This is a genomic window from Microbacterium sp. Bi98 (assembly GCF_918698045.1).
In the GTDB taxonomy this organism is placed as follows: Bacteria; Actinomycetota; Actinomycetes; order Actinomycetales; family Microbacteriaceae; genus Microbacterium.
The window spans coordinates 33,436-53,302 of record NZ_CAKKLK010000005.1 but is presented as its reverse complement, the minus strand read 5'-3'; the positions used below and the strand labels follow the sequence as shown (position 1 = coordinate 53,302).

Sequence of the window (19,867 nt, the reverse complement as noted above, 5' to 3'; positions counted from 1 at the left end):
CTGTGGTCCGGGCGCGCCACGCAGAGACCGCTGGTTACGCTGAAGCCATGAGCACGCACATCGCCGCACAGCCCGGTCAGATCGCCCCCGTCGTCCTGTTCCCCGGCGATCCGCTGCGGGCGAAGTGGATCGCCGAGACCTTCCTCGACGACGCCGAGCTGTACTCCGAGACCCGCGGGATGCTGGGCTTCACCGGCACCTGGGAGGGCCACCGCGTCTCGGTGCAGGGTTCGGGCATGGGTCAGCCCTCGATGGCCATCTATGCGACCGAGCTGTTCGAGGAGTACGACGTGCAGACGATCGTGCGCGTCGGCTCGTGCGGGGCGCTGACCGAGAAGCTGCAGGTGCGGGACATCATCATCGCGAACGGCGCCTGCACCGATTCGGGCATCAACAGGGTGCGCTTCCACGGACTCGACTACGCACCTGTCGCGGACTTCGGACTGCTGCGCGCGGCGGTCGAGGCGAGCGAGGCCGAGCCCCTGGACTCGGCCGTCCACGTCGGTCTGCTGTTCTCGAGCGACCAGTTCTACAGCACCCGACCCGAGCTGACCGAGCCGTTCGTGCAGCACGGCGCCCTCGGAGTGGAGATGGAGGCCGCGGGGCTGTACACCCTCGCCGCGTACCACGGGCGTCGCGCTCTGGCCATCTGCACGGTGTCGGATCACATCGTCACCGGCGAGCAGACCACCGCTCAGGAGCGCGAGCAGACCTTCGGCGACATGATCCGCATCGCGCTGCGCGCCGCGACGTCCGTCTGAGTCGTTGCGGGCCGGCCGGCGCGCTCGCTCGCTCGCTGGCTCCCTCGCAGGCTCCCTTGCAGGCTCGCTCGCTTGCAGGCTCGCTCGCTCCCTTGCAGCGAAGGAGATCTCACGCTGCGAAGGACCGCATCCAGCATCCGCTCCTGCACAGCATGTGTTCCCCTTCGCAGGAGGTGCCCCGCCGGAGGTGGGATGATCGACAGACCATGCCTGCGATCCTCGACCACACGACGCTGACCGACGGATCCGATGCGGATGCCGTCTACACGGCGTTCGTCGAATGGGCCGAGTCGACCGGCATCAGCCTCTACCCCGCCCAGGACGAGGCGGTCATCGAGATCGTCTCCGGCAACAACCTGATCCTGTCGACGCCCACCGGCACCGGCAAGTCGCTCGTCGCGGTCGGCGCGCATTTCGCCGCGCTGGTCGAGGGGCGCCGCTCGTTCTACACCGCCCCGATCAAGGCGCTCGTGAGCGAGAAGTTCTTCTCCCTCGTCGACGTCTTCGGCGCCTCGAACGTCGGCATGATCACGGGCGACTCCTCGGTCAACCCGGATGCCCCGATCATCTGCTGCACGGCCGAGATCCTCGCGAACCTCGCACTGCGCCAGGGCACGGATGCCGCGGTGCATCAGGTCGTCATGGACGAGTTCCATTTCTATGCCGACCCCGACCGCGGATGGGCCTGGCAGGTGCCGCTGCTCGAGCTGCCGCAGGCGCAGTTCATCCTCATGTCGGCCACCCTGGGCGACGTGTCGCAGCTGTCGAGCGACCTCACCCGCAGGACGGGCCGTGACACGGCATCCGTCACCGGCGTCGAGCGCCCGGTTCCGCTGCACTACTTCTATGAGACGACGCCGATCCACGAGACGATCGACGACCTGCTGGGCACGGGCCAGGCGCCGATCTACGTCGTGCACTTCTCGCAGGCCGCTGCGATGGAGCGGGCCCAGGCGCTGTCGAGCACGAAGGTCGCCACGCGTGAGCAGCGCGACGAGATCGCGGCCCTGATCGGCGGTTTCCGCTTCACGACCGCCTTCGGCAAGACCCTCTCCCGGTTCCTCCGCGCCGGCATCGGCGTGCACCATGCCGGGATGCTCCCGAAGTACCGACGCCTGGTCGAGCAGCTCGCCCAGCGAGGTCTGCTGCGCGTGATCTGCGGCACCGACACGCTCGGCGTCGGCATAAACGTCCCGATCCGCACGGTGCTGCTGACCGCTCTGACCAAGTTCGACGGCACCCGGATGCGGCAGCTCAGCGCCCGCGAGTTCCACCAGATCGCCGGGCGGGCGGGCCGCGCGGGCTTCGACACGGCCGGCACCGTCGTCGCCCAGGCTCCGGAGCACGAGAGCGAGAACGTCGCCGCGATCAAGAAGGCCGGCGACGACCCGAAGAAGAAGCGCAAGATCGTGCGCAAGAAGGCTCCCGATGGCTTCGTCTCGTGGGGCGAGCCGTCGTTCCGCAAGCTGATCGACGCCGAGCCCGAGACCCTCACCTCGCACATGCAGATCACGAGCGCCATGATGCTCAACGTGATCGGGCGCGGCGGCGACGTCTTCGGCAACATGCGTGCACTCGTCTACGACAACCACGAACCTCGCAAACGACAGCGCGAACTCGCTCTGCGCGCCATCGGCATCTACCGCACGCTGCTCGAATCGGGCGTCGTCGAGCAGACGGCCGACGGCGAGATCCGCCTGACCGTCGATCTGCAGCCGAACTTCGCCCTGAACCAGCCGCTGTCTCCGTTCGCTCTCGCCGCCTTCGAACTGCTCGACCGCGACCCGGCTGCCGGCACCGGAACCGGGTCGTACGCCCTGGACATGATCTCGATCGTCGAGTCGACGCTCGATGATCCGCGGGCGATCCTCGGACAGCAGGAGTTCCTGGCACGGGGCGAGGCCGTCGCCGTCATGAAGCGCGAGGGCATCGAGTACGACGAGCGCATGGAGCTGCTCGAGGAGATCACATATCCGAAGCCTCTCGACGAGCTGCTGACCGCCGCGTTCGAGACGTTCAGCGCCGCGCAGCCGTGGATCCGCGACTTCGAGCTGCATCCGAAATCCGTCGTCCGCGACATGTACGAGCGAGCCATGTCGTTCGGGGAATATGTCGCGTACTACAAGATCGCGCGGTCGGAGGGCGTCGTGCTGCGCTACCTCTCCGACGCCTATCGGGCGGCCTCGCAGACCATCCCCGAAGAGGAGAAGGACGAGGATCTCCGCGACCTGATCGAGTGGTTGGGCGAGCTGGTGCGCCAGGTGGACTCGAGCCTGCTCGACGAGTGGGAGGAGCTGGTCAACGGCGTGCTCCACGGCCCGGACGACGAGCCGATCGTTCCGCCGGCGCCGAAGAGACTGACATCGAACGTCCGCGCCTTCCGCACTCTCGTGCGCAACGAGCTGTTCCGTCGGGTGCAGCTGGCCGCCCGCGAGGACGTCGCCGCCCTCGCCGAACTCGACCCGACCTTCGGTGCCGACGCCTGGTCGGATGCGCTCGACGGATACTTCGCCGATCACGACGAGATCCTCACGGGTGCGAACGCCCGCAGTTCTCAGCTGCTGCTCCTGACCGAGGGTGCGACGGAGTGGACCGTCCGTCAGATCCTCGACGACCCGGCAGGCGACCACGACTGGGGCATCTCGGCCACCGTCGACCTCGCAGCCTCCGACGAAGAGGGCGCGGCCGTGGTCACGGTGACGGGCGTCGACCGCCTCTAGGCGACCCGCTCGAGGCCGGCGCTCCGGCGCGCACCGTCACCGCCTGGCACCTCAGCGGCTCGCACGAGGCGCGACACGAGGTCGACGTACGACACATCGGCCGCCGCGAACATGCGCGGCGCCTGCGAGGCCGCGGTGAGCCCCGGCATCGTGTTGACCTCGTTCAGCACCGGGCCCTCGGCGGAGAGGAAGAAGTCCATCCTGGCGACCCCGGCGCATCCGAGGGCGTCGAACATGGTCAGTGCCGCACGCGTGAGCGAGGTCGTCTCGGCCGTCGACAGCTGCGCGGGCACGGTGAATCGCGCGCTGCCGTCGTACTTCGTGGCGGTGTCGAAGAGGCCGGCGGCGTGGATCTCGAGCGGCGGCGCCGCCCAGCGCACGCCACCGGCTTCGCGCAGGACGGCGACATCGATCTCCCTCCCCTGCACGACCTCTTCGATGAGGATGCGGCGGTCGAACCGCGCCGCCTCGCGGAGCGCCGGCCCCAGTTCATGCTCTCCTCGCACGAGCGAGACGCCGTAGCTCGAACCGGCCGACAACGGCTTCACCACCACGGGCCCCTCGAACTCGGCATCGCCGCAGTCCGCCGCATCGACGACGCGTCCCCGTGCCGTGCGCAGCCCTGCCGCTTCGGCGACGAGCTTGGTGGCCCACTTGTCCATGCAGATGGCGCCGGCCCGCGGACCCGATCCGACCACGCGCACCCCTGCGAGACCGCACAGTGCCGCGAGTGCTCCGTCCTCCCCCAGGGGTCCATGCACGGCGGGGAATACGACGTCGCAGTCGGCGAGGAGCGGCATCGCGAGAGCGAGGGATCCGGCGGCGGTGGCACCCTCCGAGACGCCCGCCACCTCCCACACGCCCTGCCGCGAGATCGTCACCGTGCTCACGTCGTATCCCCCGAGCCGCAGGGCCTCTGCGACCGCTGCCGCTGAGGCGAGCGACACCTCGTGCTCGGCGTTCTGCCCTCCCCCGATCACCAGCACTCTCATGCGATGGCCCTCTCGACGCGGGAGCCGATGCCCGTCACGACGGTGTGCGGGATGCTCCCCGCCCACCGCGCCCACTCCTGCATACTCGGCACCGCGCCCCCCTCGGGTCCGAAGACCACGGCCGTGGTGCCCCTCGGCATCGAGAGGTCACCCGTGTCGATCACGATCTGATCCATCGACACGCGACCGACGATCGGGCACCGGATGCCGTCGACCGCCACCCCTGCGCCCGCACCGAGCTCGCGCGGGATGCCGTCGGCATACCCGACCCCGATCACGCTCAGATGGGAGGTGCGCGTCGTCACGTATGCGCCGCCGTAGCCGATCGCGGTGCCCGCCGGCACGACACTGCTGTGCACGACCGATGCCGTCAACCGCGCCGCCCCCTGCAGCGGCACAGTCTCCGACGGATCGATGCCGACCAGCCCGGCGCCGACCCTGACCATGCCGAAGTGCGTGGCGGCATCCGTCAGCGTCCCGGACGTCGCCGCGAGATGCACGAGCAGAGGACCGAATCCGGCACGCAGCACGGCATCCCTCGCCTGTCGCATCCGGAGCACGGCGGGCGCGTTCTTCGCCGGGTCGGCGGCGTCGGCGTCTGGCAGGTGCCCCATCACCCCGACGACGTCGATGCGTGCACGACCCCAGTCGCGGCCCGTGCGAGCCACCCGCAGCAGCTCGGCCCAGTCCTCGAGCGGTACGCCGCCCCGCGACATGCCCGTGTCCATGTGCAGATGCACGCGAACGCACCCGTTCGGCAGTGCCGACGCATCCGCGATCAGCTGCCGCAGCTCCTCGACCGAGCCGACAGCCAGATCGACGCGATCCGCGACGACCTGCGCGACGTCGACCCCGGCGGGGTTGAGCCAGGCGAGGATCGGCACCTCGATCCCCGCGGCACGCAGCGGGGCGGCATCCTCGGCATCCGTGATCCCGAGCCACTCGGCTCCGGCCCCGATCGCCGCGAGAGCGACGGTCACGGCGCCGAGGCCGTAGCCGTCGGCCTTGACGACCGCCATGATGCGGGCATCCGTGGCCGATCGGATCCGCTCGACGTTCGCTCCGATCGCGTCAGGGATCGTGTGCAATGTCGGCGGGTGAACGCGCGAGAGGGTGAGGCGTGGAGTGGTGAGCGCCGTGGTCATCGCTGCGTCCTGGGATCGGTGGTCGGGTCGTCGTACATCAGCGGGCACCCGTTCGCCGGGGCCGCCGGCCGCAGCTCGAAGTGCCAGCGCTCATTCGCGTAGATCTGGCAGAGGCCGAAGTCCGCGCCGTGGCGTGCCAGCCAGTCCTGAGCGGCGAGAGGGCCGAGGTCGACCGCGTCTCCCGATACATGCTCGGAGTTCTCGGGGGTGGCGACCCAGCGCGCGGCCTCCTCTTCGGAGCCGTACTCGACGACCGCATCCTGACGCAGCACCTGCTGGTAGTCGGCCGACCGCCAGCCGCTGTTCACATGCATCCGCACGCCGTCGTGCTCGGCAGCGGATGCGGCAGCGCGCACGGCGGCGAGCAGGTCGGAGTCGAGATTCGTCACGGCGGGCGTGTCGTCGAACACCGAGACGGCGCCCTCCTCGCGGATCATCCCGTCCGCCTCGCTGAGGGACGACGGCGCGACGGTCGGCACGACGGATGCCGACGCCAGAGACTGCTGACCGATCAGCACGACCGAGACCGTGAGAGCGACGGCGAGCAGGGCGGCACCGACGATCGCGGTGAGGCGTCGCCGTGAGGAGGTGGAGCGAGTGTTCATGTCCTCAGTCAAGAAGGAGGCGTGTTGCGACGACGTATGCGATTTCTCATATGCTCCCGATATGTCCGGGTGCGTAAGCTCTGAGCACATGGGAGCTGTGTCGTGCGTGTGCTGATCGTCGAGGACGAGCCCTATCTCGCGGAGGCTGTGCGAGACGGCCTGAGGCTCGAGGCGATCGCGGCGGACATCGCCGGCGACGGCGACACGGCCCTCGAGCTGCTCAGCATCAACTCCTACGATCTCGCGGTACTCGACCGCGACATCCCCGGTCCGTCGGGAGACGATGTGGCGAGGTCGATCGTGGCCTCGGGCAGCGGCATCCCGATCCTCATGCTCACCGCGGCCGATCGCCTCGACGACAAGGAGTCGGGTTTCGAGATCGGCGCCGACGACTATCTCACCAAGCCCTTCGAGCTGCGCGAGCTCGTGCTGCGCCTGCGGGCGCTCGACCGTCGTCGCCACCGCGCCAGGCCGCCCGTGCTCGAAGTCGCAGGGCTGCGTCTCGACCCGTTCCGCCGCGAGGTCTTCCGCGACGGCAAGTACGTGGCCCTGACGCGCAAGCAGTTCGCGGTGCTCGAGGTGCTCGTCGATGCGGGCGGCGGAGTCGTGAGCGCCGAGCAGCTGCTCGAGCGCGCGTGGGATGAGAACGCCGACCCGTTCACGAACGCCGTGCGCATCACGGTCTCGTCGCTGCGCAAGCGACTGGGCGAGCCGTGGCTGATCCTCACCGTCCCCGGCGTCGGCTACCGCATCGGAACGGATGCCGATGGCTGATCCCGTTCGGCCCGTGAGGCGCCGAGGCATGAGCGCCCGCTGGAAGCTCACGCTGAGCTATGCGGGCGTCGTGGTCGTGTCAGGCATCGGTCTGCTCGCGGCCGTCGCCGTATACCTGCTGCGGTATGTACCGGATGCCGCGATCATCGCCGACCGCTTCGTGCCGAACCGCTCGGACCTGATCCGCGCATTCATTCCGGCTGCGATCGTGATGATGCTCGTGCTGCTCGCGATCGGAATCGGCGGCGGATGGATCATCGCCGGACGGATGCTGGCCCCCCTCGACCGCATCGGACGGGCAGCGCAGCTCGCCGCGCAGGGGTCGCTGTCGCACCGGGTCGCCCTCGAGGGACCGCGCGACGAGTTCCGTGATCTGGCCGATGTCTTCGACTCGATGCTCGAGCAGCTCGAGGCGCACATGGGCGAGCAGCAGCGGTTCGCCGCCAACGCCTCGCACGAGCTGCGTACCCCGCTCGCGATCTCGCAGGCGATGCTGGAGGTCGCCCGCAACGACCCCGACCGCGACGTCGACGCGCTGATCGACCGACTGCACGAGGTCAATGCGCGCGCGATCGAGCTGACCGAGGCCCTGCTGATGCTGAGCCGTGCCGAGCGCCGCGCGTTCACCCGCGAGCCGGTCGACCTGTCACTGCTCGCCGAGGAGTCGACCGAGACGCTTCTGCCGTCGGCCGAGCGACGTGGTGTGTCCATCGACGTCGGCGGTGACACCGCGAACGTGCTCGGATCCCCCGCCCTGCTCCAGCAGCTGATCACGAACCTGGTGCACAACGCGATCGTTCACAACCTGCCCGCAGGCGGCACGGTCATCGTGCGGACGCATGTTCTGCCGCAGGCGGTGGCGTTGGTGGTCGAGAACACGGGCGACGTGCTGCCCGCCCATCTCGTCGCCACGCTCGCGGAACCGTTCCAGAGAGGTGCCGACCGCACGCGCGGCGAGGATCACGGCGGTGTCGGCCTGGGCCTCGCCATCGTGCAGCGCATCGCCCAGGCGCATGACGGATCCCTCGTGCTCACCGCTCGGCACGGCGGGGGTCTGAACGTGACGGTGTGGCTGCCGCATCCGTTCCCCCGGCCGCTCGCCTGAGGCGGCGGTCGGTCGTCCGGAGGTCCGGGGCCTGCCCGGAGGTCCGGGTCCTTGTGTCGTCTGCAGGACCGAGGCACGGATGCAGGACCAGAAACCGTGTTCTGACCCCGCATCCGTGCCCTGATCCTGCAGACGGGATGCCTGGAGGGGCGGGACCAGACGGGATGCCTGGAGGGGCGGGACCGCTCAGGATGCCGGGTCAGGCGACCTGGTCGCCCCGCAGTGCGGCGAGCTCGCGGCCGTACGTGCGCGCCGACTCCTCGGCGTTCTCCTTGAGCTCGCGGGCGGTGTCTGCGAAGGCGTCGAGAGCGGGGTTCACGCCGACCAGGGTGAACGGACGCTCGACGATGCGCAGGTCGAGGCCCCAGACGTCCTCGAGCACGCGGCGCAGCCATCCGGTGGAGTGGTCCCAGCCCTCCTTGGGCGTTCCGGGGGCGTAGTTGCCGCCGAGCACGGTGACGAGGGTCGCCGGCTTGCCGCGCAATGCGGTGCCCTGCGGGTCGATGCGCGGGTCGGTGTAGGCCAGGTCGAACCAGGTCTTGAAGTGCTGCGAGACGCCGTAGTTGTAGAGCGGCACGGCGAAGAGCAGCGCGTCGGCGCCGATCAGCTCGTCGGCGAAGGTGGTGGCGAGGGCGCGCGCTGCGCGCTGAGCGTCGGTGCGCTCGGCGTCGTCGACGAATCCGCCGGTCACGGCATCCGCCCACGCCGTCGCGGGCACGGGGTCGGCGGCGAGGTCGCGGCGGGTGACCGTGGAGTCCGGGTGCGAGGCGGTCCACTCGGCTTCGACGAGGTCGGCGAGCGAACGGCTGGCGGACGACGCGGGCAGGATGCTGGCATCCAGGCGGAACAGGGACATGAGAGGTGCCTTTCGTTTTTCGTAGTCACTCTGTTTTTCTTAGCGACTCGCGTTAACGTAGCACAGGTATGATGGGCGCATGGCCGAGATCAACGAAGAGCGTCACGTCTGCGACGCCGCCGTCACACTGGCCTTCAGCGTGCTCGGCAAGCGCTGGAACGGCATGATCGTCTCGTCGCTCGGCGGCGGTCCGTCGACGTTCGTCGCGCTGCGCCGCGGGGTGTCAGGCATCAGCGACACCGTGCTCTCCGACCGGCTGGCAGAGCTCGCCGAGGCCGGGCTCGTGGCCCGCGCGGTCGACGCCGGTCCGCCTGTCACGGTCTCGTACTCACTGACCGACAGCGGACGTGGGCTGCTGCCCATCCTCGATCAGCTCGGCACCTGGGCGTCCGAGAACCTCGAGATCCGCGCGCACTGACCGTCGCGCGCGGCCCAGGGTGGCGACCAGCACACCGTTCGCAGGACCGAAGCCCGGACGCAGGACCAGATTCCCCGTCCCCTCCTGCAGACGGGATCTCACCCTGCAGACGGCACAGGTCCGGCGGTGCAGTCACGGCAGCCCGCAGCTCAGAGGCCGCCGACTCACCAGGGGCTGGGCTCGTAGTCCTTCAGGAACACGCCGTGGATGTCTTCGCCGGCCTCGCCGCGCACGATCGGGTCGTACACGCGGGCCGCTCCGTCGACGAGGTCGAGCGGGGCGTGGAAGCCCTCCTCGGCCAGGCGCACCTTGGTGAAGTGGGGACGCTCGTCGGTGATCCAACCGGTGTCGACGGCGGTCATGAGGATGCCGTCGGTCTCGAGCATCTCGCCGGCGCTCGTGCGCGTCAGCATGTTCAGCGCCGCCTTGGCCATGTTCGTGTGCGGGTGACCGGGACCCTTGTACCGGCGCGAGAACTGCCCCTCCATCGCCGAGACGTTGACCACGTACTTGCGGTTCGCCGACGAGGCCGCCATCGAGGCGCGCAGGCGACTGATCAACAGGAACGGCGCCGTCGTGTTGGCCAGCTGCACCTCGAGCATCTCGAGCGGATCGACCTGGTCGATCGACTGCACCCAGCTGTTCGTGCGGTTGACGTCGGGCACGAGTCCGCCGGCGTCGATGGCGGTGCCGTCGGCGTGCTTCTCGAGCGACGACGAACCGGGGGCCATCGCGAGGCGTGCGAGGTCTTCGGCCGTCAGCGCCTGGCCGCCCTGCTCGGCGACCGTGCCCCCGAGCGCCGCGACGGACAGCAGCGGATGCGCATCGACCGAAGCCTGCAGCGCCTGCGGATGCGGATCGGCGGTGTGCCCGAACGTCTCCATCTCGGGCAGCGGTCCGTCGGGAAGCGGCTGCAGCTCGGCATCCGCCAGGAGAGAGTATGACCCCGGTGAGCGGCGCACGGTCTGCGCGGCGTTGTTGATCAGGATGTCGAGCGGTCCCTGAGCCGCGACCGAGTCGGCGAGCCCGATGACCTGAGCGGGGTCGCGCAGGTCGATGCCGACCACGCGCAGGCGGTGCAGCCAGTCGGCCGAGTCGGGCAGCGCCGAGAACCGACGAACCGCATCGCGGGGGAATCGTGTGGTGATCGTCGTGTGCGCGCCGTCGCGCAGCAGTCGCAGGGCGATGTGCATGCCGATCTTCGCGCGGCCGCCGGTGAGAAGCGCGCGCTTGCCGGTCAGATCGGTGCGGGCGTTTCGCTTGCCGTGACTGAAGCGGGCGCAGTCCGGGCAGAGCTGGTGATAGAACGCGTCGACCACCGTGTAGGGCTGCTTGCAGATGTAGCAGTTGCGCGGCTTGAGCAGCTCGCCGGCGATCGGGGCGTCGACGACGCTGGTCGCGAGGTCGTGCCCGCGGGTCTCGTCGTCGATGCGGTCGGGAGCGCCGGTCGCCGTGCGGGCGACGACCGCCTTGTCGGCGTCGGCGATCGCGTCGCGGATCTCCTTGCGACGCACGCGCTTGACCGCCTTGAACATCGCCGCCGTCGCATGACGCACGGCCACGAAGTCGGGGTGCTCGTTGTCGATCTGGTGCAGTTCCGACAGGACTCGCAGGGTGGTGGCGAGATCCTCGGGGTCGATACCGGCACCCAGGTCGGAGGCGGCGTCGGGTGCATCGGTCATTGTGCCGATTTTACGCGACTTCTCGGGGTGTCTTCCTGGGAGCGCGGGCGGGGCGCCGGGGCTCGACCTCCACAACTCCGGAGACGCGCGCACCACCGGGGTCGCGCTCCCCGGAACGGCGCACAACGGGGAACGAGAGCCACGTGGATCTCCGGAGTTGTGGAGCGGTACCTCGCGCCGGTCAGTGGCCGGCGGCGCCGACCACGACGAACTCGCCGGGCACGACGTCGAGCGTCGCCTCGGCCGCGACCTCGCCGGTGTGCAGATCGACGGCGACGATGCGGTTCTCTGCCGGCTCGGTCACGTAGGCGACGTCGCCGACCACGCGGAGTCCCGGGTGCGGCTGCTGCCATTCGTCGGGGCTCTCCCACGGCTCGATGACATCCCACGAGTCGACCACCGCGCCGGTCTCGTCGAGCACGTTCAGGGTGCCGTCGGATGCGAGCACGATGATGTTGTCGTGCCCGTCGCGGCCGACTCCGCGCCACGTGTACTCGACGCCCTCCGGGAGGTCGACCACCGACAGGCTCTGCGCGTCGGTGTCGACGAGCGCGAGCTGCGACAGCAGGTAGCCCTCCTGATCGGGGTCGGACTTGTAGTCCAGGGCGGCGATCGCACTCGTCTCGGTCACGTACGCGTTGCCCGAGCGACCGAAGTCGTCAGGCGCCTCGAGCTTGGTGAACGCTCCGTCGGCGAACACCAGCACGCCGTCTTCGCAGCCGAACACGATGGTCTCGCCCTTGAGCGCGCCTTCGCCGTGCACCCCGGGGCACTGCTCGTTGCGGGCGAGCTCGCCGCCGTCCTCCGCGAGCAGGCGGGCGCCGCTGCGCGACTCCGACGTGCCGATGGTCGACAGCAGCGTGCCGTCAGACAGCTCGATCGCGACTCCGTGATGAGCGGCCTCCGATGCGACCGTCCGCGAGTCCGGCAGGGTGCCGGTGCCGACGGCATCCGTGTCGAAGAGCGTCACGTCTCCGGTGCCGTCGTCGAACAGAGCGGTGCGCCCGGCATGCGGGGTGGCGTGGCCCGGGGTGACGGCGTCGAAGATCTCGCCGGTGAACTCCACGGTGTCCGAGGCGAGGCCGGTGTCGAGCACGTGGAATCCGTCGGCCGCGGTGACGAAGAGATGTCCGTCGTGGTCGCCGGCCGGGTTGACGCGCAGGAAGCCGTCCAGCTCGGCGGAGTCGACGGTCTCGAGGGTCTCGCCGTCGAGCACGGTGATGCCGCCGTCATAGGCGATCGCGACTCTGGTGTCGCCTTCGTGGTCCGACGACGACTCGGGCTCTCCGGATGCCGAGGGCGCGGCGGTCGCGCATCCGGCGAGCGCGACCACGGCGAGCGTGGCGATCGCGCCGGCCGCGAGGCGGCTGCGGGCGGGTCGATGCATGGGTGTCTCCTTCTTCTGGGGGGGTGCGCGGGTGCGCGTGACGACGGATGCCGCCGATGAGTCCGGTGTCAGCCGACGAGCTGGAGGTACTGCGGATCGAGGCCGTCGAAAGTGCGGGTGAGGGTGCCGTCGCCGTGGTCGATCTCGTGCACCGCGCCTGTGGCCGGGTCGGAGACGTACGCGTGATCGGCGTCGATGACGAGGTGCACGAGTTCGCGCAGGGCAGGGTCCGCGACGGATGCGGCGAGCAGGGCGCTCGTGCGCACGAGTTCCGAGCCGTCGGCGGCCAGCACCCGCACGGTGCCGTCCGCCGCGATCACGACGGTGCGGCTGTCGTCGTCGCCGATGGCCGCGGCGCGCAGGAGCGGGGTGTCCGTGGCGAGCAGCATCCATTCGCGGGCCCGGGAGTCGAGCAGCCAGGCACCTCTGTCGCCGTCGACGCCTGCGAGATCCGGTCGGTCCGCGCGTCCGGCGAGAACCGGTGCCGCGACGGCGCCCGCGGGGTAGGGGATGGACTCGGCGACGAGCGCACCGCCGACTTGGCGGGTCACGAGCACGGCACCGGCGTCGCACGCGAAGACGGCGCCGACACGGGTGAGGTCGACGTCGGTCGCGTTCGTGCAGGGCACGGTGATGCCGGTCGCGGTGCCTTCCGCGTCGAGGATCTCGATCGTCTCGTCGGTGGCGGCGAGGAGGTGCCCGGAGAACGGGATGACGGGTCCGGCCGGGTCGACGGGGAGTGTGAGGTGAGGCGCGTCGTCGAGATCGGCGAGCTTCTCGTGGTCGATGAGGGCGACGTCGCTGCCGAAGCGGATGGCGGTCGCACTGTCACCGACTCGGATGTCTGCCTCGCCGCTTCCCTCGACCGTGGCGAGCAGCCCGGGTTCTCCGAGGAAGGAGTGCGAGTGGTCGCCGTGGGGAACCGTCCAGCGGCCGGAGTCGATCACGTCGACGACCGTGCGGTCTCCCTCGACATGGGTCACGTGGGCGAAGCGGCCGACGCCGAGCACGGCATCCGCATCCGCGCCCCCCTCTACGAGGGTCGACCGTTCTTCGGTCTCGAGGTCGAGCAGGGTCAGCTCGCCGTCCGCGTCGGCGACGACGAGCGCGAGAGCCGGCGATGCGACCTCGGCCGCTCCCCCGCCGTCGACCCCGTCGTTCGGCGGAATGCTCGCGCTCGATGCAGGAGCCGGGGCATCGGATGCTGCGCACGAGGTCACCGTCAGGGTGGCCGCGAGCAATGACACGAACAGGAGAGTGCGGCCGACGCGGGGAGAGGAGGTCACAGGAGCCCACTTTATTGATAACGATTCTCAGTATCAAGTCGGGCCCATTTCCGGTCATCGTCGTGTCGTTCCGACATCGTTCGTGTGCGCCGGCTCGGCGGCACATGCTTTCCTCGGCCAGAGGCCCGGAATCCGGCCGATGCAGGCGCATCCGGCCGACCGAGGCGCACGTGCGGCGACTCCGCACGGCCCCGCCAGCCCTCGCCCGAACGTCGGACCCCCGGCGTAGGGTCTGAACATGAGCAGCCACACCGAGATCCCCGGAGTCGTCCCGTCCTACCTGCTCGCGCGCCTGGCCGAGTCGGGCCGCTATCCCCGTGCGGCCGCCGCCGCACGGCAGACGCTGACGGCGGGCAGACCGCCGTTCCGTGCGCGCATCGATCTGTCGATCGACGAGAACGGAGACCTGGTCGCCGAGCTGTCGGACGCGCCGAACCGCACGATCAGCGACGCCGGCAACACCCAGAACCTCCCCGGGGCGATCGTCCGCTCCGAAGACGACGAGCCGGTGGCCGACCCGTCGGTCAACGAGGCGTTCGACGGACTCGGGGCGACGTTCGAGATGCTGCTCTCCGCCTTCGGGCGCAACTCGCTCAACGTCGCCGGCGCCCCTCTCGACGCCACCGTGCACTACGGCATCGACTACGACAACGCCTTCTGGGACGGCGAGCGCATGGTGTTCGGCGACGGCGACGGCGAGGTGTTCGTCGGCTTCACCTCATCGACCACGGTGATCGGCCACGAACTCGCGCACGGTGTGGTGCAGTACACCGCGAACCTCGAGTACCAGGGTCAGCCCGGCGCGCTGAACGAGTCGATCGCCGATGTCTTCGGCGCGCTCACCGAGCAGTACCTCCTCGGGCAGACCGCCGCAGATGCCACCTGGCTCATCGGGGCGGAGATCTTCACGGACGCCGTGCAGGGCAGTGCACTGCGGTCGATGATCGCCCCGGGCACGGCCTACGACGACGACGAGCTCGGCAAAGACCCGCAGCCCGATCACATGAGCGGATTCGTACGCACGACAGAAGACAACGGCGGCGTGCACATCAACTCGGGCATCCCCAACCGGGCCTTCGCCCTCTTCGCGATCGACCTCGGCGGCAACGCCTGGGAGACCGCCGGAACGGTCTGGTACCGCGCGCTCACCGGCGGCCTGTCGAGCACCGCGAGTTTCACGGAGTTCGCCGACGCGACCCTCGCCGCGGCATCCGCCATCGACGACGCGACCGCCGCAGCCGCTCGACGTGCGTGGGCGACCGTGGGAGTCTATGAGGATGAGCGAGTCCCCAGAGTCGAGTGACGCGCCGGTCGTCATCGCGGTGGTGCGGACGGGCGGCATCGCCGGCATCCGTCGCAAGTGGCGGGTGGAACCAGACCCGACCGAGACGCACCACTGGATCGCGATGATCGACAGCTGCCCGTGGGATGCCGACAGCGATGCCGATCCTGGCGCAGACCGCTTCGTGTGGCTGATCCGCGTGCGCACACCGTCGGAGGAACGCGAACGCGAGCTCCCCGACTCCGCACTCGACGGGCCGTGGCGAGAACTCGTCGATGCGGTGCGCGAGGCCGCGGCCTGACCGAACGATCCACAGACGACGAGAGGCACAACCCCGTGACGACCGAAGAGGCCGCCCGACTGCTGCAGCTGGCCCGAGACGCCTACGACCGCGGTGACGCGCTGCTGCACCTCAACGTCGAGGTCAGCCGACTCACCGGCGAGGCCTCGACCTGGGGATCTGCGCAGAACGGATTCATGAGCGATGACAGCATCGGCTATTTCCTGAGCGAGGTCGAACGCGTGGGCTGGCGGCTCGATCACACGGGGTACACGTTCGTCGAGTCCGGGGCGACCACCTCGGCGCGCATGCTCAGCACCGGCACCGGCGTCGTCAATCACGGCGCTGTCGAGGGGTACTTCACTTTCCGCCGCCGCCAGCCGGCTGAGGCCTGACCCGATCAATCCGGTGTGAATCCGACCGCCCCTTCGCGAGGCGGGTCGAGAATGGGACCCATGGGACTTTTCCAGCAGCGCGCCGATGACGAAGAGAATCAGTGGACTCTGCCCTCCGAGCCGCTCGAGCGGTCGGAGACCGAGGTGCTCGACGCCGCGCCGGCGGTCGACCCGCTGGCCATCGGACTCGGTCTCGGTGCCGGCGCATCGATCAGCTCCGTCGCCTTCCCCGTCGCCCCGCCCGCTCCCGCGGCGTTCTCGATCGAAGATCGCGAGCCCGAAGACCGCGAGCCCGAAGGCTGACCCGCCTTCTCAGTCCGCGAGCTGCGGGGCACCCAGGTCGACTCGCGTCCGGGGAAGTGCCTCGGGATGCTCACGCTGCAGCCAGCCGATCATCTTCTCCCGTACCTCGCAGCGCAGTGTCCACTGATCGCCCGAGTCCTTGGCCGACATCACCAGGCGCACCGTGACGTAACCGCCCTGTGCCTCCGTCACCGCGGAGTCGTAGGAACGGCCGTCCCAGGCGGGTGACGCCTCGACGATGCGCTGGAACTCCTGGCGCAGCTCATCCATCGGCACTCGCCAGTCGAGATCGAGGTAGACCGTGCCGAGGATCTTGTCGGAACGTCGCGTCCAGGTCTCGATCGGTGTCGTCGTGAAGTAGCTGCACGGAATGACCAGGCGGCGCTCGTCCCAGATGTAGACGACCACGTAGGACAGGTTGATCTCGCCGACCCGCCCCCATTCGCCTTCGACGACGACCACGTCGCCGACTCGGATCGCATCGGTGAAAGCGACCTGCACCCCTGCGATGAGGTTGCCGAGGATCGACTGCGCAGCGAGTCCGGCGATGATGCTGACGATGCCGGCCGAGGCCAGCAGGCTGGTGCCGACGGCCCTCATCTCGGGGAAGCTGAAGAGCACGGCCCCCAGAGACAGCACGGCGATCGTGACCAGAACGAGCCGGTGGATGACGAGCAGCTGCGTGCGACGGCGGCGGGCTTCCGGACCGACGAGCAGCGTCTCCTCTCTGGCCATCAATCGCTCGAAGCCGAATGAGATCGATGCGCCGAGCAACCACGAGCCGGTGAGGATCGTGGCGATCAGGAACAGCCGGGACACCACCGGCCACCATTCCTGTGTCGCCGGCTCTGAGATCGCACCCGCGATCCAGATCGCGACCACAGCGGTCGTCGCGATCATCGCGTTGCGCACGCGTCTGGCGAGATCGCGCACCCATGGCACGCGACGGCTGATCAGCGAGGCGGCGAGCGCCAGCACCGCGAGTGCGGCGGCAGAGATCACCGTGAGGATGGCGATCGACGCGGCGGTGCCGACCCAGGAATCCCAGGAGAAGTCGGTAGGCATCGATCCACACTATGTCCCGCGGCGGGCGGAGGCGAACGCACGTAGCCGCGCAAGGAGTGTCGCCGCGCGCGGCTACGGTTGAGGAATGACGATCACCGCCGCCGCAGACGGCTCCGCCCTGGGCAACCCCGGCCCGAACGGCTGGGCCTGGTACATCGACGACGCCAACTGGGCCGCGGGCGGCTCCCCGCACGGCACGAACAACCAGGGTGAGCTGCGGGCCGTGCTCGAACTGCTGCAGGCGACGGCCGGCATCTCCGAGAAGCTGATGATCGAGTGCGACAGCCGCTACGTGATCGATTCGGTGACCAAGTGGATGCCGGGATGGAAGCGCAAGGGCTGGCGCAAGTCGGACGGCGGGCCCGTGCTCAACCGCGACCTGCTCGAGGGCATCGACGAGGCGATCCGCGGGCGCGACGTCGAGTTCTCGTGGGTCAAGGGCCACGCCGGCCACCCCCTGAACGAGGCGGCCGACGAGCGCGCGAACGCCGCGGCGAAGGCCTACCAGGCACAGCAGGAGCCGCGCCGCGGGCCCGGGTTCACCATGGCGACGGATGCCGGGGCCGCTGCCGCAGCATCCGCCCCGATCGCCGCCGCAGCGACACGCGGCGAGCAGGATGCTGCGGCATCCCCGGCCGTCGCGACGTCTCTCGCCGAACCCCTGTGGGCCGAGCCATCCGACCTGCTCGACAGCCTCTATGCCCCCGTCGACGATCCGATCGAGGTGCGACTCGCGCTGTCGAGCGACGAGCACGCCCGCCTGCGCGATCGCGCCGAGGCACAGGGCGTCACGCTCGAAGAGGCGCTCCGCCGCCTGATCTGACGGCCCTCACCCCTGAGGGCCACGCGTACACTCGCACCATGGCGAAGAATGTCGCACGCACCATCGGCCGGGTCTTCCTGGGTTCCTCGCTCGTCTTCGCGGGCGTCTCGCATCTGACGTTCGCGCGCGAGGAGTTCCAGGCGCAGGTGCCGGAGTGGGTGCCCATCGACCCGGACGTGACCGTGCTCGCCTCCGGTGTCGTCGAGATCGGACTCGGCACCGCGCTGCTCGTCGCGCGCAAGCACCGCGGACTGGTCGGCGTGATCACCGCACTGTTCTTCGTCGCGGTCTTCCCCGGCAACATCGCGCAGTGGACGCATCACCGCGACGGCTTCGGCCTCGACACCGACATGAAGCGATTCGTGCGCCTGTTCTTCCAGCCCGTGCTGATCGCCCTGGCCATCTGGTCTACGCGCCGCCCGCGCCGCGACGCGGCCGGCTCCGCTCCCGCCGCTCCATAACTCCGAAGCTCTGCACCGGAACGGCGGAAGACCGGCCGTTCCCCGCGGGATGCGACCGGCCTTCCGGAGTCGTGGAGCTCAGACCGCGAGCAGCTCCCGCTCGAGGCGGGCGTACGAGGTCTCCATGCCGTCGGCCATGCCGGTGGCGAGGATCATGTCGCGCGTCTCCTTGTCGGGGTACTCGATGTAGAGCGTGATGAGCGTCGCCCCGTCCTCTTCGTAGAGGTTCAGGTCGTTCAGCGTCTCGACCGGCATCCCGATCATCCGCTCGGTCTGCACCGACCGCCGCGGTGCGTCGATCAGCAGCGCCTCGCCCTCGAATCCGAACGGCTGCCCCTCGGTGTCGCCCACGGGCGCCCACGAGTTGCGATAGGTCTGACCGACCTCGGTGGCAACCACGCACTCGGTCATCTCCCACCCGTCGGGTCCGAGCAGCCACTGCTTCATGAGCTCGGGGTCGTTGTGCGCACGCCAGACCAGTTCGCGCGGTCCCTCGACGAGACGCGTGATGCGCACGTGGGTGTCGTCGAGCAGCTCGACCTGCGTGCCCTTGCCCTGCGCGTAGTCGCGCAGATCCTGCAGCACGGCGTCGAGCTGGCTCATCGCCAGCTTCAGACCCTCGATCTGGCCCATCTCGACGACCTGCTCGATCGCCTCGACCGAGTCGAAGTGACTGGTCGTGACCATGCGGGTGCCGCCTGGGGTGGACTCGAAGGCGAACGACATCCGCTGCGCGGGGAAGCCGTCGAGAGGGTTGCCCTCATCGTCGACGAACGAGTCGAGCACCTCGAAGCTGTGCGGGGCATCGATCGAGAGGAACTCCCACGACCCCGACGACTTCTCGCCGCGCGGCCCGCTCATCGAGTACTGCGCACGTCCGCCGACCGTGTGGTCCCAGGCGGTGAAGGTGGCCGGCCATCCGGGAGGGCCCCAGAAGCGCTCGAGCTGGCGCGGGTCGCTGTATGCGGCCCAGACCCGCTCGATCGGCGCCGCGAAATCGGCGACGACGGTCATGGTGAGGTTGTCGGCATCGGTGGTGACATCCGTGACGGGCATGTCAGTCTCCTTCTTCGGTTCGTGGAACATCGGTGGTGTCTGTCGTATCGGTGCGGGATGCCGGCGTCTCGGCCAGCAGCTCGTCGAGCCGGGCGATGCGCGAACGCCACAGCTCTTCGTATCGGGCGAGGAGCGCCCGGGCGCGGGCGATCATCTCGGGGTTCGCGCGGACGAGCCGCTCGCGTCCCTCGGCGCGCTTGACGATGAGATTCGCCGCTTCGAGCACGGCCACGTGCTTCTGCACCGCGGCGAACGACATCTCGTATTCGGAGGCGAGGGTCGAGACGGACTGCTCCCGCTCGATCGTCCGACGCAGGATGTCGCGTCGGGTCGACGTCGCCAATGCGTGGAACACACGGTCGACCTCCGCTTCGCTCAGTTCTCTTTGTGCAACCATTTGGTTGTACGTTAGACCCGAGAGAGAGCGGATGTCAAGGGTTCTGCCGCAACAGCCACCGCTCACGCCTCGAG

At 69.4% G+C, this 19,867-nt stretch carries 21 protein-coding genes; 11 read left to right on the top strand and 10 right to left on the bottom strand.

Annotation, left to right across the window (positions count from 1 at the left end):
- The first annotated feature begins 47 nt into the window (after window positions 1-47).
- Together deoD and LQZ85_RS09755 are read left to right on the top strand one after the other, a co-directional pair.
- Window positions 48-761 (top strand): purine-nucleoside phosphorylase, encoded by a 714-nt coding sequence (deoD, locus tag LQZ85_RS09760; RefSeq protein ID WP_053098518.1) that lies wholly within the window; start codon window positions 48-50, stop codon window positions 759-761.
- Between the two features lie 206 nt (window positions 762-967).
- Entirely contained in the window at window positions 968-3,481 is a 2,514-nt protein-coding gene (locus tag LQZ85_RS09755; protein ID WP_230100843.1) for a DEAD/DEAH box helicase, read from the top strand.
- Here the strand turns inward: LQZ85_RS09755 and LQZ85_RS09750 are convergent.
- From LQZ85_RS09750 to LQZ85_RS09740, 3 genes are read right to left on the bottom strand one after another with little or no spacing between them, the layout of a single operon-like run.
- Complete coding sequence (locus LQZ85_RS09750; RefSeq protein ID WP_230100842.1) at window positions 3,478-4,473, bottom strand: D-alanine--D-alanine ligase; 996 nt, start codon at window positions 4,471-4,473, stop codon at window positions 3,478-3,480. The two genes, LQZ85_RS09755 and LQZ85_RS09750, sit on opposite strands and share 4 nt — an antisense overlap.
- Complete coding sequence (gene alr / locus LQZ85_RS09745; protein ID WP_230100841.1) at window positions 4,470-5,618, bottom strand: alanine racemase; 1,149 nt, start codon at window positions 5,616-5,618, stop codon at window positions 4,470-4,472. The genes LQZ85_RS09750 and alr overlap by 4 nt, the downstream gene beginning before the upstream one ends.
- Window positions 5,615-6,223, bottom strand: a complete 609-nt coding sequence (locus LQZ85_RS09740; protein ID WP_056276300.1) for a M15 family metallopeptidase — start codon at window positions 6,221-6,223, stop codon at window positions 5,615-5,617. Before LQZ85_RS09740 ends, alr begins: the two co-directional genes overlap by 4 nt.
- Window positions 6,224-6,325: 102 nt before the next feature.
- Here LQZ85_RS09740 and LQZ85_RS09735 point away from each other — a divergent pair, with 102 nt between their 5' ends.
- Together LQZ85_RS09735 and LQZ85_RS09730 are read left to right on the top strand one after the other, a co-directional pair.
- The gene (locus LQZ85_RS09735; RefSeq protein ID WP_053098514.1) at window positions 6,326-6,997 is read left to right on the top strand and encodes a response regulator transcription factor; all 672 of its coding nucleotides are present in this window, start codon (window positions 6,326-6,328) and stop codon (window positions 6,995-6,997) included.
- Between the two features lie 28 nt (window positions 6,998-7,025).
- Entirely contained in the window at window positions 7,026-8,102 is a 1,077-nt protein-coding gene (locus tag LQZ85_RS09730; protein ID WP_053098513.1) for a HAMP domain-containing sensor histidine kinase, read from the top strand.
- Between the two features lie 199 nt (window positions 8,103-8,301).
- Here LQZ85_RS09730 and LQZ85_RS09725 read toward each other — a convergent pair whose 3' ends face one another.
- Entirely contained in the window at window positions 8,302-8,958 is a 657-nt protein-coding gene (locus LQZ85_RS09725) for an NAD(P)H-dependent oxidoreductase (protein ID WP_072590561.1), read from the bottom strand.
- A 79-nt stretch (window positions 8,959-9,037) separates the two neighbouring features.
- On the opposite strand from LQZ85_RS09725, the gene LQZ85_RS09720 reads away from it, so the two are divergent.
- A complete protein-coding gene (locus tag LQZ85_RS09720) occupies window positions 9,038-9,376 on the top strand; it encodes a helix-turn-helix domain-containing protein (RefSeq protein WP_230100840.1) in 339 nt (112 codons plus the stop codon).
- A 164-nt stretch (window positions 9,377-9,540) separates the two neighbouring features.
- Here the strand turns inward: LQZ85_RS09720 and LQZ85_RS09715 are convergent, their stop codons facing one another.
- The 3 genes from LQZ85_RS09715 to LQZ85_RS09705 all read right to left on the bottom strand — a co-directional run bounded on the left by LQZ85_RS09715 (window position 9,541) and on the right by LQZ85_RS09705 (window position 13,731).
- Window positions 9,541-11,058, bottom strand: a complete 1,518-nt coding sequence (locus LQZ85_RS09715) for an SDR family NAD(P)-dependent oxidoreductase (protein WP_053098510.1) — start codon at window positions 11,056-11,058, stop codon at window positions 9,541-9,543.
- Window positions 11,059-11,239: 181 nt separating this feature from the next.
- Window positions 11,240-12,445: a hypothetical protein gene (locus LQZ85_RS09710; protein WP_056276295.1), complete on the bottom strand. Its 1,206-nt coding sequence runs from the start codon at window positions 12,443-12,445 to the stop codon at window positions 11,240-11,242.
- A 68-nt stretch (window positions 12,446-12,513) separates the two neighbouring features.
- A complete protein-coding gene (locus LQZ85_RS09705) occupies window positions 12,514-13,731 on the bottom strand; it encodes a hypothetical protein (protein ID WP_056276293.1) in 1,218 nt (405 codons plus the stop codon).
- 238 nt (window positions 13,732-13,969) lie between these two features.
- Here LQZ85_RS09705 and LQZ85_RS09700 point away from each other — a divergent pair, with 238 nt between their 5' ends.
- From LQZ85_RS09700 to LQZ85_RS09685, 4 genes are read left to right on the top strand one after another with little or no spacing between them, the layout of a single operon-like run.
- Window positions 13,970-15,034 (top strand): M4 family metallopeptidase, encoded by a 1,065-nt coding sequence (locus tag LQZ85_RS09700; RefSeq protein WP_230100839.1) that lies wholly within the window; start codon window positions 13,970-13,972, stop codon window positions 15,032-15,034.
- A complete protein-coding gene (locus LQZ85_RS09695) occupies window positions 15,009-15,314 on the top strand; it encodes a protealysin inhibitor emfourin (RefSeq protein WP_056276288.1) in 306 nt (101 codons plus the stop codon). Before LQZ85_RS09700 ends, LQZ85_RS09695 begins: the two co-directional genes overlap by 26 nt.
- A 35-nt stretch (window positions 15,315-15,349) precedes the next feature.
- On the top strand, window positions 15,350-15,688 hold the full coding sequence (locus LQZ85_RS09690; protein ID WP_056276285.1) for a hypothetical protein: 339 nt from the start codon (window positions 15,350-15,352) through the stop codon (window positions 15,686-15,688).
- 60 nt (window positions 15,689-15,748) lie between these two features.
- Window positions 15,749-15,991, top strand: a complete 243-nt coding sequence (locus LQZ85_RS09685) for a hypothetical protein (protein WP_056276283.1) — start codon at window positions 15,749-15,751, stop codon at window positions 15,989-15,991.
- Between the two features lie 9 nt (window positions 15,992-16,000).
- Here the strand turns inward: LQZ85_RS09685 and LQZ85_RS09680 are convergent, their stop codons facing one another.
- Entirely contained in the window at window positions 16,001-17,056 is a 1,056-nt protein-coding gene (locus LQZ85_RS09680) for a mechanosensitive ion channel family protein (RefSeq protein ID WP_056276280.1), read from the bottom strand.
- A gap of 85 nt (window positions 17,057-17,141) precedes the next feature.
- Between LQZ85_RS09680 and LQZ85_RS09675 the strand changes: the two genes are divergently transcribed.
- Together LQZ85_RS09675 and LQZ85_RS09670 are read left to right on the top strand one after the other, a co-directional pair.
- Entirely contained in the window at window positions 17,142-17,879 is a 738-nt protein-coding gene (locus tag LQZ85_RS09675; RefSeq protein WP_053098502.1) for a ribonuclease H, read from the top strand.
- 38 nt (window positions 17,880-17,917) lie between these two features.
- Window positions 17,918-18,340, top strand: coding sequence for a DoxX family membrane protein (locus tag LQZ85_RS09670; protein WP_053098501.1), 423 nt, complete (start codon window positions 17,918-17,920; stop codon window positions 18,338-18,340).
- A gap of 78 nt (window positions 18,341-18,418) precedes the next feature.
- Here LQZ85_RS09670 and LQZ85_RS09665 read toward each other — a convergent pair whose 3' ends face one another.
- Together LQZ85_RS09665 and LQZ85_RS09660 are read right to left on the bottom strand one after the other, a co-directional pair.
- A complete protein-coding gene (locus tag LQZ85_RS09665; protein WP_056276277.1) occupies window positions 18,419-19,396 on the bottom strand; it encodes an SRPBCC family protein in 978 nt (325 codons plus the stop codon).
- 1 nt (window position 19,397) lies between these two features.
- A complete protein-coding gene (locus LQZ85_RS09660) occupies window positions 19,398-19,793 on the bottom strand; it encodes a helix-turn-helix domain-containing protein (protein WP_053098499.1) in 396 nt (131 codons plus the stop codon).
- Window positions 19,794-19,867: the final 74 nt, after the last annotated feature.

Coding starts and splice junctions, on each gene's coding strand:
- LQZ85_RS09665 (WP_056276277.1), bottom strand. CDS start 19,396: ATGCCCGTCACGGATGTCACCACCGATGCCGACAACCTCACCATGACC.
- LQZ85_RS09670 (WP_053098501.1), top strand. CDS start 17,918: ATGGCGAAGAATGTCGCACGCACCATCGGCCGGGTCTTCCTGGGTTCC.
- LQZ85_RS09740 (WP_056276300.1), bottom strand. CDS start 6,223: ATGAACACTCGCTCCACCTCCTCACGGCGACGCCTCACCGCGATCGTC.
- LQZ85_RS09685 (WP_056276283.1), top strand. CDS start 15,749: ATGGGACTTTTCCAGCAGCGCGCCGATGACGAAGAGAATCAGTGGACT.
- LQZ85_RS09720 (WP_230100840.1), top strand. CDS start 9,038: ATGGCCGAGATCAACGAAGAGCGTCACGTCTGCGACGCCGCCGTCACA.
- LQZ85_RS09725 (WP_072590561.1), bottom strand. CDS start 8,958: ATGTCCCTGTTCCGCCTGGATGCCAGCATCCTGCCCGCGTCGTCCGCC.
- LQZ85_RS09660 (WP_053098499.1), bottom strand. CDS start 19,793: ATGGTTGCACAAAGAGAACTGAGCGAAGCGGAGGTCGACCGTGTGTTC.
- LQZ85_RS09750 (WP_230100842.1), bottom strand. CDS start 4,473: ATGAGAGTGCTGGTGATCGGGGGAGGGCAGAACGCCGAGCACGAGGTG.
- LQZ85_RS09675 (WP_053098502.1), top strand. CDS start 17,142: ATGACGATCACCGCCGCCGCAGACGGCTCCGCCCTGGGCAACCCCGGC.
- LQZ85_RS09700 (WP_230100839.1), top strand. CDS start 13,970: ATGAGCAGCCACACCGAGATCCCCGGAGTCGTCCCGTCCTACCTGCTC.
- LQZ85_RS09695 (WP_056276288.1), top strand. CDS start 15,009: ATGAGCGAGTCCCCAGAGTCGAGTGACGCGCCGGTCGTCATCGCGGTG.
- LQZ85_RS09680 (WP_056276280.1), bottom strand. CDS start 17,056: ATGCCTACCGACTTCTCCTGGGATTCCTGGGTCGGCACCGCCGCGTCG.
- LQZ85_RS09710 (WP_056276295.1), bottom strand. CDS start 12,445: ATGCATCGACCCGCCCGCAGCCGCCTCGCGGCCGGCGCGATCGCCACG.
- LQZ85_RS09715 (WP_053098510.1), bottom strand. CDS start 11,058: ATGACCGATGCACCCGACGCCGCCTCCGACCTGGGTGCCGGTATCGAC.
- deoD (WP_053098518.1), top strand. CDS start 48: ATGAGCACGCACATCGCCGCACAGCCCGGTCAGATCGCCCCCGTCGTC.
- LQZ85_RS09730 (WP_053098513.1), top strand. CDS start 7,026: ATGAGCGCCCGCTGGAAGCTCACGCTGAGCTATGCGGGCGTCGTGGTC.
- alr (WP_230100841.1), bottom strand. CDS start 5,618: ATGACCACGGCGCTCACCACTCCACGCCTCACCCTCTCGCGCGTTCAC.
- LQZ85_RS09755 (WP_230100843.1), top strand. CDS start 968: ATGCCTGCGATCCTCGACCACACGACGCTGACCGACGGATCCGATGCG.